The organism is Caballeronia sp. LZ001, assembly GCF_031450875.1.
GTDB lineage: Bacteria > Pseudomonadota > Gammaproteobacteria > Burkholderiales > Burkholderiaceae > Caballeronia.
Window position 1 is genome coordinate 311,654 of the sequence record NZ_JARTVX010000005.1, and the last position, 15,103, is coordinate 326,756.

Genomic DNA, 15,103 nt, shown 5'->3' on the forward strand with positions numbered 1-15,103 from the left:
AAGGCGTTTCATTGGAAAATCGGTCCGGACTTGAGCAAGCCGTCGAGCAGATCGAGGGCGAAGATGTCGCTCAAGCGCGGCGTGATACGCATGCGTCCAAGCGCTTCGAGTGCCGATGCCCGCGCGAGCACGCTGGCGCGTAACGGCCGAATGTCGACATCGGATGGCTGACGCGCCATGCCCGCGAGCAACTCGTCATGCGAAAACTCGGGCCATCGATGCGCACTCGCGCGCAACGCGGCGTGCGGATCGCGCTCGATGAGCGCTTGCGCTTCGAGCATGCCGGCGAGCACTTCGCGCACGATGTCCGGCTGTGCCACGAGAAAACTTTCACGCGCGACGAGCAGTGTGTCGGGATAGTCGCCGCCCCATGCTTCTATGCCGTCGCAGAGCACACCGAAGCCTTGCGCCACGAAGCGCGAGATATACGGTTCCACCAGCGTCAACGCGGCAATGCGGCCGGCGAGCAGATCGCCGGCGGCGGCGGTCAGCGAGCCGAAATGCACACATTCGACCTCGCTCATGCCGACGCCGTAAATGCGCAAGGCGTCGTAGAGCAGGGCTTCCATGGGGTCGTCGGCGAAGGTGCCCACGCGCTGGCCGCGCAGTGCCTCGACGGTCAAACCGCCTTGCCCGACCAGCGCCATGCCGAGCTTGCCGCTGCCGCCGACGATGCGCAGCGGATCGGGCAACGCGTGATCGACTAACGCTTGCGTGAAGCCCGTGGTGCCCAGTTGCGCCGCACCGGTACGCAACAGCGCGGCCGTCGATTTGAATTCGGCCAGCTCTGGTGCTTCGGCATGAAGTCCGCGCGCTTCGAGCAAGCCCGCGTCGATGGCGACGAAGAGCGGCAGATTGGAAAGCGCACCGCCGTGCGCCAGCAACAACTTTCGCATCGTGTTCCCAGTGGTCGGGTTCGTTCCGTGAGACGTCGTGCAGCGCTTAGAGGCATCGCCCGAGAGCTTTAGCGAAGACCGTGCCACTTTTGCATACGTAAGTTGACGTTAACCGCGACTGCCTTTGTTTACTAGCGATGCAGATTATTGACTACAAAATCATCTACGTTTGTATACGAGACTTGCTGCGGTTCAATTAAACCATTTCGCACCATCGGCGTGTAACGCTGCACCTTCGCGATGCTTTTTGGCACCAACAATGCTGCTTTTTGCTTGGTTTGTTCGGCGCTTCACAGCGCTGATACATACAATCCCGATTTGAATCGTATGCAATCTAAGCGGATAATCGCGCCCAGGAATACCGCAGGACTCAGGAAGACCTCATGCCCACAGACAAGAAACGAAGCGCATCGAATGAACTCGACGTCAAAGGGTCATTCGACGGCGTTCAACGCAACCCCATTTACGAACGGTTGATGAATGCCATCGCCGAACATCGCCTGCATCCGGGGACGAAGCTCGCGGAAGACCGGCTCGCCGCCATCTTCGGCGTGAGCCGCACGGTGGTGCGCGCGGTGCTGCAACAGCTTTCGCATGAACTGGTGGTGACTATCGTGCCGAACCGGGGCGCGTTTATCGCGAGCCCGACGGTGGAAGAAGCGCGCGAACTTTTCGAGGCGCGGCGGCAGATAGAACTGCCCGTGGTCGAGAAGGTTTGCCGGTCCGCGACGAAGAAGGACATTGCGTCATTGAGGGCGCATGTCGCGCGCGAGGAAGATGCACGCAAGCGCAATGACCGGCGCACCGCTGTACGGCTCTCGGGGGAGTTTCATGTGTTGCTGGCGCAGCTTGGCGGCAATCGCTTCATCGAGCGCACCATGCGCGGCCTGCAGATGCTCACGTGTCTGACCATCCTGCTCTACAACGCGCCGACCTCGGAGGCGTGTCCGCACGACGAGCACGCGCGCCTGATCGATGCGCTCGAAGCCGGCAACGTCAAGCTGGCGCAAAAGCTCATGGTCGAGCATCTCGCGCACATCGAAGCTACCCTGCGCCTGCATACGGCGGAAGAAGAGGAGGACGATCTCGAAGCTATCCTGCTGCGTGGCGCGTAGCGTGCGATGTGTGCGATGCGTGCCGGGCGCGCGCTTTTGAACCGCGCGATACCGCACGCTCCACATTAATTTTCCGGCTTTAATGACTTCAGGGCGGCGCAGTATAGTGTGGCTGCAAGCGCCTCGCTTGCGGCGTCCTTCGAGACGCCCCACACGAATCATCACAGCAAAGGACGTCCGATGAGACTCCGCGTTGGCTACGATCTTGCCTATGAGTGTCCGCAGCCGACACCCATGATGCTGATGCTCAACACGCATTACTCGCATGCCAACGATGTGATCGTGGCGGACGTGCTTGCCACCAATCCGCCGGTGCCGATTACTCAGTATCGCGATGGTTTCGGTAATTTGTGCAGCCGGATCGTGGCGCCGCCGGGGCGTTTCGAACTGTCGACTTCCGCATTGCTCAATGTATCGGGCGAGTTCGAAACGCGTCCCATGGATGGCCGGCAACACGCGGTGGAAGAACTGCCCGACGAGTGCCTCGTCTTTCTCCTCGGCAGCCGGTACTGCGAAACCGATCTGCTATCGGAAGCCGCCTGGCAACTTTTCGGCAACTCCGCGCCGGGCGCGGCCCGCGTGCAGGCAATCTGCGACTTTGCGCATCATCACATCACGTTCGGCTATCACCATGCGCGCCCGACCAAGACGGCCTGGGAGGCTTACCAGGAGCGCGTGGGCGTGTGCCGCGACTTCGCGCATCTCGCGGTGACGCTGTGCCGCGCGCTGAATATTCCGGCACGCTACTGCACCGGCTATATCAGCGATGTCGGCCTGCCGCCGCCTTATGCGCCGATGGATTTCGCGGCGTGGTTCGAGGCCTATGTCGGCGGCACGTGGCAGGTCTTCGACCCGCGCAATAACGCGCCGCGCGTTGGCCGCGTGCTGATGGCGTACGGCCGCGATGCCGCCGATGTCGCGCTCAGCAACACGTTCGGGCAGACCACGCTCGTCAATTTTCATGTGGTTTGCGAGCCCGAGCAGGGCTATTAGAGGCGCGCCGCACGAATAGTCTGCATGGTCGGGAATGCTCAATGCTCGAATAGATGTATTAGCCATTAAAAAAGCGAGCACCATCATGCGCAAGCACCTGCCCCGTCTCCTTGTTGCGGACGACGATGCCGCCATTCGTGCGGCCTGCGCTTCAGCACTATCGCTCGAAGGCTACGATGTCCATACGGCCCAAAACGGTTGCGCCGCGCTGGCCGAGATTCGCCGGTGGCGGCCCGAGATTGCCCTGATCGATGTCGAAATGCCGCTCATGGACGGGCGCGAGGTTGCGCGTCAGTTGCGCCAGGCCGACGAGCACAAACTGACGCTCCTGATCGCCGTGACCGCGTTGTCTTCGATGGCGGAACGCGCGGCATCGATACGCGCCGGTTTCAATTACCACTTCACGAAGCCGCTCAGGTTGAGCGCGCTACTCGAAACGCTGGCGCTTCACGCCAGTTCGCTAAAAAGCGCCCGCTGATTCGAGCGCCGTCGTCAAACCGAATGGCGCGCCAGGTTGATGGTGAAGATACACCCGACGCCCGGTAGGTTCGCCACGCTCAACACGCCGCCATACGTCTCGACGATCTTTTTGGAAATCGACAAGCCCAGGCCCAAGCCGCTCTTGTCGGCGGACTGCTGCGTGAATGGTTCGAACATGGTGAGCGTGGAGTCGGGCGGAAGTCCCCCGCAATGGTCTTTCACGTCCATTAGAATGCGGCCGGCCACGGCATAAGCGTTGAGCGACACTTCGCTTTGCGGGCGCGTGAACTTGAACGCGTTTTGCAGCAGATTGCCAAGTGCCGAATAAAGCGCATCGCGGTCGGCGCTGACGGCAAGCGTGCTGTCGACGGGAGACACCGTGAATTTCACGCCTCGCACTTGCGCTGCCAGTTCAGCCGCGTGCGCTACCTCGGTAATGAAGTCGGCCAACGAAAACGTCGCCGCCGACGTCCCGCCGTCCGCCAATTCCTTGACGTCCGCAATGGAGCCGTCGATTAGCGTGCGCAGCGAAGCCAGGCCACGCTGAAGTACCGTTCCCGTGGCGCCCGTCAGGCTCAGACTTCCGGTTCTTGCGGCTTCGAAGGCCGTTGTCGCGATGGACAGTGCGTTTCTCAGTTCGTGTGCAAGTTCACCCGCCCGTTCCTGAGAGGCGCGCTGTTGTTCCTGATTTGTGCTTTGCGCGCGTTGATAACTGAATTCGGTGACAGCCTTCGCAATGGCGTTATCGAGACAGCGGTTTAACGTCCGATATTCATTGATCTGGAATGGCACATCGCGCTCGTGCGCCAAATCGGTAATGGCCTGACAAAGATCGCCGTAATCGTGCACGACCTGAGCGATCGTATAACCGAGCAAATGCAGCGCGTGACCATGCTGTCCGGCCGTTGCGCCCATCTCCGATTCCGTCATGATGCCGCCGGCCGCACCCGATACCGCGCGACTCGCGAGCGGATCGCTGCCTTGCTCGATGTGCAGCGTCTTGATCAATTGGTCGAGAAACATCGGTACGCCGTTTTCGAGCTGCGCATCGGAGGCTGCGCGCGTCGGGCGGCTCGCGACCTTGGCTCGACACCGCTCCACCAGCTCTGAGCGATTATTGGAGAGGAAGTTGTGCATCATGGCCTATGTCCTTGGCGCCACGCGCGTGACCGGCCGGCCATGTGGAGGAAGCAGCTATGCCAGTGAGAGTGAGAGTCAAAAGGCGCGATTGCTCGAACAAGACCGAGCGATCCGAGCCGAACCAAAGAGCGCCTTGCGCGCTCGCGCTGCAATGCTACGCAGCCGGTTCCCGAGAAAAAGTTATTTGATTCCGCGCGTCCAATGTTGCAAATCCGTGAGTGGATTCACCGTGCACTTTGCGAGATTGATAACCGCAGCCGGCATTTCGTCGGCCCCAGATCGTTTTAGTTCTATGCATGAAGATTCATTATCATGCAACTCGCACGCGAGCCGCGCACCACGTCCCTCGCATCCTTTAAATAAGCGGGAATCACCTGTTATCGGGCTCACAGCGTATTTATTAACGGCTTGCACGTTCAAACCCGCTGAATAACGTTTAACCCGCGATGCGCAAACCTTTGCGGTGCATGGCAGCGCAGATCGATCGGCTATTTGCCGCACGGTTATCCGTAAAACTTTGGTACCGCATGAGCGTGCTCTGTCACAATGTCGCGGATGAGGAGGGAAGCCGTGAATAGACCACTTTTACCGGCGGATTCGCGAGAGGCATTGGCGCGCGACATGGGCGCCGTGGCTGGAATCGGCGCGGTGCCGTCGATACTCAAGATGATCTGCGACGAAACCGGAATGGGTTTCGCGGCCGTCGCGCGCGTCACCGACTCGACCTGGACGGCGTGCGCCGTTCAGGACAACATCAATTTCGGACTGGTGCCGGGCGGACAACTCGAACTGCGCACCACGCTCTGCTCGGAATCGCGGGCCTCGCGTGCGCCGATCATCGTCGATCGGTTCAGCAGCGACACCACGTATCGCGATCATCACACACCCGCCATTTACGGTCTCGAAAGCTATATTTCCGTGCCTATCGTTTTGCCGGACGGCGAGTATTTCGGCAACCTCTGCGCAGTCGATCCGCGTCCGGCGAAGGTATCCGAGCCGCGCGTCGTGCGCATGTTCGAGGTGTTCGCGAATCTCATCGGCATGCAGCTCGCCAGCGAAAAGCGGCAATGGTCCACTGAAGCGCAACTGTTCGACGAGCGCGAGACGGCGCATCTTCGGGAGCAGTTCATCGCGGTATTGGGTCACGATTTGCGCAATCCGTTGAGCGCCGTGAGCGCGAATGGTGAATTGTTGAGCCGGCGCAAGAGCGAGCCGGATCTCGTCGGTATCGGCAATCGGCTCAAGGCCACGGCGGCGCGCATGGCGCGGCTGATCGACGACGTGCTCGATCTCGCGCGCGGCCGTCTCGGCTCGGGCATGTCGGTTAGCATCGTCGCGGTGAATGACATCGCGCCTTACCTGCGCGCGGTCGTCGACGAGCTTTGCGTGGCGAATCCGTCGCGCGCGGTGAATCGCGCCATACAGGTCGATTCCGCGGTCAGTTGCGATATCGTCCGCATTCAGCAGTTGCTTTCCAACCTGCTCGGCAACGCGATGACTCACGGCGGCGCCGATACGCCCGTCACGGTGGAGATTGCGGTAGAGCGCGATCACCTCACGCTGTCGGTGACCAATGGCGGCGAGCCTATCGCGCCGGAGACGCTCTCAAAAGTGTTCGAGCCTTATTGGCGTCCCGCGACGAGCGCACCGGGCGGCGGGCTCGGACTCGGGCTCTATATCTGCAAGCAGATCGTCTCGGCGCACGGCGGAACGCTCGGAGTGGAATCGAGCGCCGAGATCGGCACGAGATTCACCGCGCGCATTCCGGTTCGCGCACGAGACGCTGGCTTCTAAACGGCTCAATGCGCCGCCGCAAGCTGGTTCGCGTCATCGCCCTGTTGCCAGCCGAGGCCAAGACTCTTTTGTAGCGACACGAAGTCTTTGAGCAATTCGCCCTGCGCCGCAACCACGTCCTGCTGCGCGGCGAACTGCGTGCGCTGGGCATCGAGCAGATCGATCAAGGTCGACACGCCCGCCTTGTAGCGCTGACGCACGAGGATGGCGGCGCGCTCCGACGACGCATTGACCTCTTCGAGCCGCACCAGATGCTCGCGCTGATAGCCGTAGCGCGCGAGCGCCGAATTGGCGTCCTTGAGCGCGGCCAGCACGGTCTTTTCATAACGCGCCTCGGCTTCTTCGCGCGAGGCCTTCGCGGTATCCACGCTCGCCGCCGTGCGGCCGAAGTCCAGCACGTTCCATTGCAGATACGGCACGCCGAGCCACGAGAAATTCTGCTTGCGCAGCAAATGTCCCGGGTCCGACGCCGTGAAGCCGATATCGCCGAGCAACGTCACCTTCGGAAAATAGTCCGCGACATGCTCGCCGATCTGCGCATTGCTCGATGCGAGGCGCCGTTCCGCCGCGCGGATGTCCGGACGCTGTTGCAGCATCGCCGATGGCTCGCCGATAGCCACCGAAGCGGGCAGGTCGGGCAAGGGCGCGGCCTCACCGAGTTGCGCGTCCAGCGCGCCGGGCGCGCGGCCCGTGAGCACGGCGAGTTGATCCAGCGAATCGGTGATCTGCACCTGCAACGGCACGAGCGTCGCGCGCGTGGTATCCACTTGCGTCGTGAGGCGCTCGACATCCACGTCGGCCGCCGTGCCGCGCGCGCGGCGCTGCTCGGTGAGCGTGAGCATTTGCTGCTGATATTCGGCGGTGCTGCGGCCGAGCGCGAGACGTCGTTGCTGGTCGCGCAAGCCGACGTAGGTGGACGCGACTTCCGCCGCGAGCGACACCTGCGTGTCGGCGAGATCCGCTTTGACAGCGTCGGCTTCGTCGGATGCCGCTTCGACCGCGCGACGCGTGCCGCCGAAGAGATCGAGTTCCCACGAGGCGTCGAAGCCGGCGGTGTAGAAGTCGAGCGGACCACGCCCGCTGGATGTCGCCGTGCCCTGATCCGAACCTCCCGCATTGGATGCCGCGAAGCTGCCGAGATCGGGCGAGCGCATACGCAACGCCGCCGCCGATGCCGACGCCTTCGGCATGCCGTTGGCCTCTTGCCCGCGCAATTGCGAGCGCGCTTGCCGCAGTTTCGCCTGAGCGATTTTCACATCGGGATTGCTGGAAAGCGCCGCATCGACAAGATCGTTCAGTTTCGGATCGTTCAGCGCGAGCCACCACTTGGCGGGTGCATGCGAGACGTCGACGCCCTGCTGCGGCGTACGCAGGAACGTCCCGCTTTTGAGCGATTCCGCCGCGATATCCGGCGCGCCACGGTAATCCGGGCCCACCGTGCATGCGGAGCAAATGAGCGCAAGCAAGAACGGCACGGCGCGCCGGCTGCGGAAGGAGTTGAGAGACATCGTTGAATCAGTCATGACATTAGTGGCCGGCGGATGGCGTTTCGCCAGCCTGATGACGCGGCGTTTTGAGCAGAAGGGCGAGCGGCACGCAGGCCAGCAACGCGATCGCGAGGATGAAGAAGGTTTCGGAGTAGGTCATGACGATGGCTTGCTGGCCGATCTGCACGGACAATTGCCCGAGCGCCTGCATCTTGGCGTGCGCCATGTCGCCGCCTTGCGCGAAAAATCCCGCCGCGTTGGCCGCGAGCCGGTCCTGGCCGAGCACCGAATTGGCCGTGAGCGTCTCGCGGATGGCCTCGCCGTGAAAGTCGTTGCGCCGGTCGATGACCGTCCCGATGATTGCGAGCCCGACCGATCCGCCGAGGTTGCGCGCCATGTTGTAGAGGCCCGCGGCATCGCCGGATTCCTCGCGCGAGACCGCGGCCATGGAGGCTTGATTGAGCGGCATCATTGCGAGCATCTGGCCGAAGCCGCGCAAAATTTGCGAGGCGTAGAAGTCGTGTCCGACGCTTTGCGCCGTCAGCGATATGTCGAGCAGACAGCTCGCCGCGAAGAATAACAAGCCGGTGATGACGAGCACGCGGAAGTCGAACTTGCCGAGCAGACGCGGCAACACGGGCATGATGAGAAACGCCGGCACGCCTGACACCAGCATGATCGAGCCGGATTGCAACGCGTTGTATCCCGCGACGATGCTCAGGAACTGCGGCAGCAGAAACGACACGCAGTAAAGCCCCGCGCCGACCGCGAAGACAATGAGAATCACGCTTGCATAGCGCGGATTGCGCAACAGAGACAGCCGCACGATAGGCCGCTTCGCGAAGACTTGCGACAGCGCGATCAGCAAAAAGCCGAATGCCGTGACGCACGTGAGCAAGACGATCTCGCTCGACTCGAACCACTGATTGCGCTGACCTTCTTCGAGCACGACGGTAAGCGAACTCAGCCCGATGGCGAGTCCCGCGATGCCGAGCCAGTCCGCCTTGAAGAAGGCGTCCCACTGCGGCTTTTCCTGCGGCAGACCGGTGATCAGCAACGCGATCAGCGCGACGCCCACGGGGATGTTGAGAAAGAAGCACCACGACCATGAAATGTTCTCCGCGAGCCAGCCGCCGAGCACGGGACCGAGCAACGGCCCGAGCAGCACGATCAGCCCGAAGATGGTCATGCCCACGGGCATCTGCTCGCGCGGCAGCCGCGTGCGGATGATGGTCTGCGCCGTGGGGATCATCGCGCCGCCGGTGAAGCCTTGGCCGATGCGGCCGGCGATCATCATGGGCAACGAGTGCGAGAAGCCGCACATCACCGAGAACAAGGTGAAGAGCGTTGCGTTGCTCAGGAGGAAGTTGCGCAGGCCGAAGACGCGCGTGAGCCACGCCGCGAGCGGAATCATCACGATTTCGGACATCAGATAGCCCGTCGAGATCCACGTGCCTTCGGTGCCCGTCGCGCCGATTTCCCCCTGAATTTGCGGCAACGCCGAGTTGGTGATGGAGATGTCGAGCGTGGCCATCAGCGCGCCGAGCGCGCCTGCCGTGACGGCGATCCAGTCGCCGGCGCTCGCGCGCGCGGCACGGGCCTCAGTCATGACTGTTCTCTTCGGCGATATGGCGGCTGTCGTCGGTGGCGGAGCGCGTGTCGACATCGACGGTGACGGACAGACCCGGCAACAGCACCTTGCGCGTTTGCGGACCCGTATCCACGCGAATACGCACCGGCACGCGCTGCACGATCTTCGTGAAGTTGCCGGTGGCATTTTCCGGCGGCAAGAGCGCGAACTGCGCGCCAGTGCCCGGCGAGAAACTCTCGACCACGCCATGCAGATCGGCGCGCTTGATGGCGTCGACATGCAGCGTGGCCGGCTGGCCTACGCGCATGCGGCCCACTTGAGTTTCCTTGAAGTTCGCTTCGAGATAGAGCGCTTCGACCGGGACGATGGTCATGAGCCGCGTGCCCGGCTGCACATACTGACCGACGCGCACGCTGCGGTCGCCTACGCGCCCCGCGAGCGGGCTATAAAGCGTGGTGTCGTGCACGTCGAGGCTGGACTGATCCAGTTGCGCCTGTGCGGCTTCCATCTGTGCCTTCGCCTGCACGATTTGCGCCTCGGTCGCGCCGATCTGCGTGCTGGCCGAACGCGCCGCCGCGAGATTCGCGGCGAGCGTGGCGCGCGCCTGATCGCGCGTGCTGACGAGATTGGCAAGACGTTCGGCGGTTTCCGCGCCGCTCGCGGCAAGTGGCTCGTAGCGGCGCACGTCGGCTTCGGCTTGCCGCAAACTCACGCGCGATACCTCCGCTTGCGCCTTCGCCTGTTCTGCGTTGGCCTGCTGCTGTTTGACTTCGGCCTCGGCACGGAGGATGTCGGCGGCGCGGGCGTCGAGCGTGGCCTTGGCCTGATCGAGTTGCGCCTGATACTGCCGCGTGTCCAACCGCGCGACCGGCGCGCCGGCGGCGACCGTCTGATTGTCCGCGACGAGCACTTCGGTGACGTAGCCGCTCACCTTCGGCGCGACGGTCACGCTGTCGGCCTTGAGATAGGCGTCGTCGGTGGTTTCGATAAAGCGGCCGACCGTCCACCAGCGCACGCCCCATGCGATGCCGACCACCACCGCGACGATACCGACGACGATAAGCACGCCCTTGCGCGAAGGCTTGCGCGTGGTGGTGTCGTTGATCTTGCCGCTATCGGCGGGCGCTTCTGCTGCCATGTTTCTCTCCAACGTTTAACGCGACCGCGAGATAATTACGCGTGTAAGGCACGCAATCGGGCCGCTGATACTAGACGATATCGTCTAGTATGACGCAAACTAGACGGACGCGTCCAGTTTCATCATGGAGGGGATTGACAATGAAGAAGCCATCGTCGCCACGGGAAGAAGCCACGACAGCGAGCGATCGCGGCAGCAGCGCGCGTGCGCCATTGCAGGCGCGTGGCCGCGCGCGCATTGAGACGGTGCTCGATGCGGCGGCTGAACTGATCGTCGAAAAGGGGCTGACTGGCGTGACCATGCACGGCGTTGCGCGGCAGGCACGCACGCCGATCGGCTCGATGTATCACTTCTTTCCGGACCGCGACAGTCTCTTGAACGCGCTGTGGGACCGCCATATGGCGGCGACCGACGAGATCGAAGCGGAGCTGGTCGGACTCGACACGGATTACTGGCGCGGTATTTCTGCGGAAGCGGTGATCGACCGCTTCATGACGCCGTATATCACGTACCTTGAGCAGCATCCCGACTGCCTGATTCTCATGTCGATCATGCCGCACGACGACGATCACAAGAACAAGCGCAAGGCGGGCACGTTACGCAAGGTCCTCGACGCGCGCATTCCTGGCGTGAAAGCGTCCGAGCGCGCGTTGTATGTGGACATGCTGCATGCGCTCGCGACGGGCGCGCTTGCCATCAAGCTGCGTCCCGCCATGGGCGATGTGCAGCTTGCCGGCCGTTATCTGCGTGAAGTGAGGCGCGCTTTGTCGGCGTATCTCGCGGCGGTGGAGGCGTCGATTGCGGGGTGAGGTCGTTCGTTATTCGTCGATGTTGTCTTCGCGGGAGTAGATGGGCGCGACGAAGAGCTGAACGAAACGCCGGAAGCCTTGCGATTGAGGAGGGCGTCGTCGAGTGTGGCCGAGGCGGCCGATGGGATGGCATACACGAGTTGGATTGAGGATTGTGAACCGACACTAAGCACCGTGAAACGCAAATTTCCGCGCATCTTTAGCGCATTTTACGCACCTCAATCGCCCACTCCAGCACCCGAACAGTGAACTTCGATCAATAACTAAAGTTCAATAACCTCCGGCCGTTAGCGCGTGATATCGGTCCGGCTCACATCGAGTGCCGGCGCGCCAACCATTGCACGAGGTTCACTTGATCCCGCTGAGTCGCGCGAAGCGAAGCGCTCCATGAAGCGCAATCCTTTCTTCCGGCTGCTCGCGCGCCTGCGGGTCGGGCACAAGCTGCTGCTCATCTATCTGCTCGACCTGAGCGCGGTGATCTACATCAGCGGCATCCTGATCCACGAAAAGTATCTCGCCATCGATTTCTCGAACAAGGAGATCGTCGGCAACGCCTATGTGCATGTGGTGAAAGACGCGCTCGTCGAAGTCGCATTCGCGGGCGCGGGGCAACGTCTGCCATCGGGTGCATGGCGCAAGTCCATCGACGATCTCGCGAACGCGGAAGCGCAATACGGCGAGCACATGAAGAGCGCCGAGCTCAACGGGACCTTGCGCGAAGCGCTCGACGCGCTCTCTCACGAAACGCCGCCCAAGCCCGCGACGACCAGCGCCGCGCTCGACGCCTGCCGCGAACTCATCACACGCATCGGCAATCAATCGAACCTGATTCTCGATCCCGACCTCGACAGCTACTACGCGATGTCGCAATCGATTCTGCGCTATCCGGCGCTGATCGATGCAGTCGATGGCATCGGCAAACATCTGCACGAAGGGCTCGATCCGGCACGCTCGCGCGAGGAAGTACGCACGCGCTATCTCGTGCTCGAAGGACAACTCGATGGCGTCATGCAAGGTCTGCGCTCCGACTTCGCTGAAGCAGGCGCCGCGAATCACGAACTCGATGCAACGCTCACGCCTTCGTTTGCACGCATGCGTACCTCGGTCGAAGCGTTTCGTCACGCGGCGCGCATCGTCGTGGATGGCAACGCCGCGCCCGATCCCGCTGTCGTATCCATCGTCGATACCGCGCAGCAAGCGCTCGTCGCAAGCGCAAGCACGAGCTGGCGCGTGACAGGCACGCAACTCGACGAGCTGCTGCATGTGCGTGTACATATGCTGTTCTCACGCATGTGGCTGCATCTGGGCACCGCGCTCTTTCTCTTATGCGGCATTCTGGCGATGGTGTATTGCGTCGCGCAGCAGATTTCGTCGCCCTTGCGCAAGCTCGCGCGCGTGATGGATATCGTGCGGCGAACGGGCGACCATTCGCAACGTGCAAGCTGGCATAGTCAGGACGAAATCGGTCAACTGGTGCGTGGCTTCAACGAGATGCTTGCGCAACTCGACCACGAACGCGACGTGCAGAAGGAACTCGCGGCCACGACGCGCGCATCCGCCGCGCAATACGCACTCGTCGAAGCCACGCCCGTGCCGATGGTCGTCACCGCCGTTCCCGGCCACGAAGTGCTGCACGCGAATACGCCCGGCCTCTTCTGGCTCAACGGTTGCGCAACAGACCCGTGGGCCTTCGGTCTCGATTCATCGACGCGTGCACGCTTTTTCCAGCAACTGTCCGACCGCGAGGCTATCGACGAATTCGAGGTTCACTGGAAAGCCACGGCGCAACCCACGTGGGCGATGCTCTCCGCGCGCCGCCTCAATTTCCAGGGCCGCGACGCCATTCTCACGGCCTTTACGCCGATCAACCAGATCAAGCTGATGGAGCAACGTCTTGAGCTTTGGGGCAGGGTGTTCGAGGCATCGTCGGAGGCAATCGTCATTCTCGATGCCGACGCGCGGCTCGTCACCGCGAATCCCTCGTTCTATCGTGCAACCGGATATCGCAGCGATGACGTGGTCGGCAAGCCGCCCGCGTTTATCGCGGCACACGACGCAAGCGATGAGCGCGGCATCATCGCGCGGCTTGCGAATCGAATCGAACGCAGCGGTACGTGGAACGGCGAAGCGCAGGTGCGACGCAGGCAAGGCGGCGATTATCCAGCGTGGCTCATGGTCAGCACCGTGCGCGACAAGCATAGCAGCGTGTCGCACTATATCTGCACGTTGATCGACATCACGGACCGCAAGAAGAGCGAGGCGCGTATCCAGTTTCTGGCGGAGCATGATGTGCTCACGGAACTGCCGAATCGCGCGTTGTTCGGCACGCGTCTCGAAGTGGCGATCGCGCAAGCGCAACGCACGCGGCAACGCGTAGCGGTGCTGTTCATCGATCTCGACCGCTTCAAGAATATCAACGATTCGCTGGGTCATCATATCGGCGATGGTCTGCTGCGTTCGGTGTCGCGGCGTCTCCTAAAGGCCGTGCGCAGCAACGATACGGTCAGCCGTCTTGGCGGCGACGAGTTCACCGTCATTCTCAACGGCGTGACCAACGCAGCCGATGTGCTGCGTACCGTCGAAGAGCGTTTTTTCGCGCTCTTGCGTGAGCCGCATGAAGTGAGCGGCGTGACGTTGCAGGTATCGTGCAGCGTGGGCGTCGCGCTGTATCCGGAAGATGGCGCGGACATCGACACGCTCATGCAAAACGCCGACTCCGCGATGTATCAGGCCAAAGCGGCGGGGCGCAATCTCGTGAAGTTCTTCTCGGCCGACATGGCAGAGCACGTGCGTTATCGGCTCTCGCTCGAAGCATGTCTGCGTACCGCGATAGAACGCAACGAATTGCGCATTGCGTGGCAGCCTTGTCTCGATGCGCGCACCGGCATGCTGACGAGCGTCGAAGGCCTGTTACGCTGGGATAGTCCGACGCTTGGCTCCGTCATGCCTTCGCAGTTCATTCCCGTGGCCGAAGAGACGCGGCTCATCATTCCGATGGGCGCGTGGGTCATCGACGAAGCATGTCGTCAGGTTGCAACGTGGCGTGAGCGCGATGGTCTGGAAATAAGCGCTTCCGTGAACGTATCGGCGATTCAATTGCGCGATCCCGAACTCGTGGGCGTGCTCGCGCGCAGTCTCACGAAGTATCGCGTGTTGCCGCAGTTTCTCGAACTCGAGATCACCGAAACGGTGCTCATGGATAACGCCGAGAGCTACGTCGCGGCCATCCGCGCGATTCGTGCGCTCGGCGTGAAGCTCTCGCTCGATGACTTCGGCACCGGTTATTCGAGCCTCAGTTACCTCAATCGCTTTCCGCTTGACCGTCTCAAGATAGATCGAGCGTTCGTGCACGACATGCTCGATGCGCCAGCCGATCTCGCTATCGTGAAGGCGATCATCGATCTCGGGCACGAATTGGGCTTACGTGTGGTTGCGGAAGGCGTGGAGAGCGAACATCAGGCGGATACGCTGCGCGGCATCGGTTGCGATGAACTGCAAGGCTTTCTCTTCTCGCAAGCATTGCCAGCGAACGAGTTGCTTGCATGGGCCAGCGCGCTGGACGCAACGCCTGTACTTTCGATGGAGCCCTGAAGGCGCGTCCGGGCGACTTGTCGTCGAGTTGGTAGACGGTTGACATGATGATCGACCATCGGAAGCCGG

At 62.1% G+C, this 15,103-nt stretch carries 11 protein-coding genes; 6 read left to right on the forward strand and 5 right to left on the reverse strand.

Translation table 11 applies throughout. The features are described from left to right. Window positions 1–8 precede the first annotated feature (8 nt). Complete coding sequence (locus P9292_RS37975) at window positions 9–896, reverse strand: ABC transporter substrate-binding protein (RefSeq protein ID WP_309964686.1); 888 nt, start codon at window positions 894–896, stop codon at window positions 9–11. Window positions 897–1,279: 383 nt separating this feature from the next. Between P9292_RS37975 and P9292_RS37980 the strand changes: the two genes are divergently transcribed. From P9292_RS37980 to P9292_RS37990, 3 genes are all read left to right on the forward strand, one after another. Beyond that, window positions 1,280–2,011, forward strand: a complete 732-nt coding sequence (locus tag P9292_RS37980) for a GntR family transcriptional regulator (protein ID WP_250493916.1) — start codon at window positions 1,280–1,282, stop codon at window positions 2,009–2,011. Window positions 2,012–2,191: 180 nt separating this feature from the next. Further along, window positions 2,192–3,004, forward strand: coding sequence for a transglutaminase family protein (locus P9292_RS37985; RefSeq protein ID WP_309964688.1), 813 nt, complete (start codon window positions 2,192–2,194; stop codon window positions 3,002–3,004). 85 nt (window positions 3,005–3,089) lie between these two features. Next, on the forward strand, window positions 3,090–3,482 hold the full coding sequence (locus tag P9292_RS37990; RefSeq protein ID WP_250467872.1) for a response regulator: 393 nt from the start codon (window positions 3,090–3,092) through the stop codon (window positions 3,480–3,482). Between the two features lie 14 nt (window positions 3,483–3,496). Here the strand turns inward: P9292_RS37990 and P9292_RS37995 are convergent, their stop codons facing one another. Then, window positions 3,497–4,624, reverse strand: coding sequence for a HAMP domain-containing sensor histidine kinase (locus P9292_RS37995; protein WP_309964690.1), 1,128 nt, complete (start codon window positions 4,622–4,624; stop codon window positions 3,497–3,499). A 570-nt stretch (window positions 4,625–5,194) separates the two neighbouring features. Between P9292_RS37995 and P9292_RS38000 the strand changes: the two genes are divergently transcribed. Then, the gene (locus tag P9292_RS38000) at window positions 5,195–6,418 is read left to right on the forward strand and encodes a GAF domain-containing sensor histidine kinase (RefSeq protein ID WP_309964692.1); all 1,224 of its coding nucleotides are present in this window, start codon (window positions 5,195–5,197) and stop codon (window positions 6,416–6,418) included. Window positions 6,419–6,423: 5 nt separating this feature from the next. Here the strand turns inward: P9292_RS38000 and P9292_RS38005 are convergent, their stop codons facing one another. Genes P9292_RS38005 through P9292_RS38015 form a run of 3 tightly spaced genes read right to left on the reverse strand, consistent with a single transcriptional unit; the run spans window position 6,424 to window position 10,634 of the window. Beyond that, window positions 6,424–7,926 carry an efflux transporter outer membrane subunit gene (locus P9292_RS38005; protein ID WP_309964695.1) on the reverse strand — a complete coding sequence of 501 codons (1,503 nt, stop codon included), beginning with the start codon at window positions 7,924–7,926 and terminating at the stop codon, window positions 6,424–6,426. A 19-nt stretch (window positions 7,927–7,945) separates the two neighbouring features. After that, window positions 7,946–9,514 (reverse strand): MDR family MFS transporter, encoded by a 1,569-nt coding sequence (locus tag P9292_RS38010; RefSeq protein ID WP_250493920.1) that lies wholly within the window; start codon window positions 9,512–9,514, stop codon window positions 7,946–7,948. Continuing rightward, window positions 9,507–10,634 (reverse strand): HlyD family secretion protein, encoded by a 1,128-nt coding sequence (locus tag P9292_RS38015; RefSeq protein ID WP_309964697.1) that lies wholly within the window; start codon window positions 10,632–10,634, stop codon window positions 9,507–9,509. Before P9292_RS38015 ends, P9292_RS38010 begins: the two co-directional genes overlap by 8 nt. A 140-nt stretch (window positions 10,635–10,774) precedes the next feature. On the opposite strand from P9292_RS38015, the gene P9292_RS38020 reads away from it, so the two are divergent. Together P9292_RS38020 and P9292_RS38025 are read left to right on the forward strand one after the other, a co-directional pair. After that, window positions 10,775–11,443, forward strand: a complete 669-nt coding sequence (locus P9292_RS38020) for a TetR/AcrR family transcriptional regulator (protein ID WP_244831191.1) — start codon at window positions 10,775–10,777, stop codon at window positions 11,441–11,443. Between the two features lie 387 nt (window positions 11,444–11,830). Next, entirely contained in the window at window positions 11,831–15,034 is a 3,204-nt protein-coding gene (locus P9292_RS38025; protein WP_309964699.1) for an EAL domain-containing protein, read from the forward strand. The last annotated feature ends 69 nt before the right edge of the window (window positions 15,035–15,103 follow it).

What these genes read in the sequence shown, in the direction of transcription:
- P9292_RS38005 (WP_309964695.1), bottom strand. Translation starts at nt 7,926, where the DNA reads ATGTCTCTCAACTCCTTCCGCAGCCGGCGCGCCGTGCCGTTCTTGCTT.
- P9292_RS37975 (WP_309964686.1), bottom strand. Translation starts at nt 896, where the DNA reads ATGCGAAAGTTGTTGCTGGCGCACGGCGGTGCGCTTTCCAATCTGCCG.
- P9292_RS38015 (WP_309964697.1), bottom strand. Translation starts at nt 10,634, where the DNA reads ATGGCAGCAGAAGCGCCCGCCGATAGCGGCAAGATCAACGACACCACC.
- P9292_RS37985 (WP_309964688.1), top strand. Translation starts at nt 2,192, where the DNA reads ATGAGACTCCGCGTTGGCTACGATCTTGCCTATGAGTGTCCGCAGCCG.
- P9292_RS38020 (WP_244831191.1), top strand. Translation starts at nt 10,775, where the DNA reads ATGAAGAAGCCATCGTCGCCACGGGAAGAAGCCACGACAGCGAGCGAT.
- P9292_RS37990 (WP_250467872.1), top strand. Translation starts at nt 3,090, where the DNA reads ATGCGCAAGCACCTGCCCCGTCTCCTTGTTGCGGACGACGATGCCGCC.
- P9292_RS37980 (WP_250493916.1), top strand. Translation starts at nt 1,280, where the DNA reads ATGCCCACAGACAAGAAACGAAGCGCATCGAATGAACTCGACGTCAAA.
- P9292_RS38010 (WP_250493920.1), bottom strand. Translation starts at nt 9,514, where the DNA reads ATGACTGAGGCCCGTGCCGCGCGCGCGAGCGCCGGCGACTGGATCGCC.
- P9292_RS37995 (WP_309964690.1), bottom strand. Translation starts at nt 4,624, where the DNA reads ATGATGCACAACTTCCTCTCCAATAATCGCTCAGAGCTGGTGGAGCGG.
- P9292_RS38025 (WP_309964699.1), top strand. Translation starts at nt 11,831, where the DNA reads ATGAAGCGCAATCCTTTCTTCCGGCTGCTCGCGCGCCTGCGGGTCGGG.